Genomic DNA, 1,103 nt, shown 5'->3' with positions numbered 1-1,103 from the left:
CCCCTCCATCGCACAGCCCCTCAACGACCACCACCACCCGTTCATCGGTACACAAGCCCCCGCCGCCATCCGGTACCGCGCAGATTGCCCGATCGGCGCTCCAAGCCCACCGCCCAGGGCGCCTTGAGCACGCATCAACCATCCGGGACGGCGCGGAATGGCTGGTGGGGCTCAAGGCTTGAGGCGGGGTACTCCCGACCGCGGTGGGGACGTCTCGAATTCCTGCACGGTTTCGAGCGGCGCGGGGAAGTTTGGCGGCTTCGGGTGAGACGGCCATTCGGGGCGGCGTCGGGGAAATCGGGACGGCCGACCCCTCCCCGCCGTACGCCGCTCTGCTGGCCGCGACGCGGAATCCGCCGCCGGGCCTTGAGCACGCACCAGCCATCTGGGACGGCGCAAAATGGCTGATGGGGGCTCAAAGCTCGGGGCGCAGCTTCGAGGTGAGTCGACCGCTCGGAGCGACCTCGCGATCCGGCCAGCCACCACCTCGCCGTACGCCGACCTGCCGGACGCGACGGGGGAATCCGCCGCCGGCGCCTTGAGCACGCACCAGGCATTCGGGGGCCCGCGGAATGGCTGGTGGGGGCTCAAAGCTTGGAGTGAGCGGCTTCGAGGTGAGTCGACCGCTCGGAGCGACCTCGCGATCCGGCCAGCCAACACCTCGCCGTACGCCGGATCTGCCGGACACGACCGGGGAATCCGCGGCCAGCGCCTTGAGCACGCACCAGGCATTCGGGAGCCCGCGGAATGGCTGGTGGGGGCTCAAGGCTGGGGGCGAGGGTGCTCCGACCGCGGTGCGAGACGTCTCGAATTGCTGCACTGTCTCGAGCGCCTTCGGGAAGGGCGGCGCCTTCGGTGAGACGGCTATTCGGGGCGGCGTCGGGGGATCGGGGCGGCTGCCGCCTCGCGATGCTCGGCTGGGCGCGGCTCGGCTGGGCGCGCCTCGGCCGGGCGCGGCTTGGGGCGCGGCTTGGGGCGCTGCTTTGGGGCCGCCGCTGGGGGTGTGGAAGCGCTGATTTGGCTGGGGCGGCGGCTTGGTGGGGCTCTGGTGCGGTGATCAGAGTGTGGAAGGCGGGTTCGGGTGGGGGTGGAAAGTTACTGGG

Annotated in this window: 1 protein-coding gene; it reads right to left on the bottom strand. The window is 71.3% G+C overall.

All coding sequences use genetic code 11. From position 1 onward, the window contains the following. Positions 1–415: 415 nt before the first annotated feature. Entirely contained in the window at positions 416–721 is a 306-nt protein-coding gene (locus E1263_RS42455; protein ID WP_132178155.1) for a hypothetical protein, read from the bottom strand. Positions 722–1,103 lie beyond the last annotated feature (382 nt).

The sequence above is a fragment of the Kribbella antibiotica genome (assembly GCF_004349055.1).
Lineage (GTDB): Bacteria > Actinomycetota > Actinomycetes > Propionibacteriales > Kribbellaceae > Kribbella > Kribbella antibiotica.
This window is presented reverse-complemented; position numbering and strand designations above follow the sequence as displayed.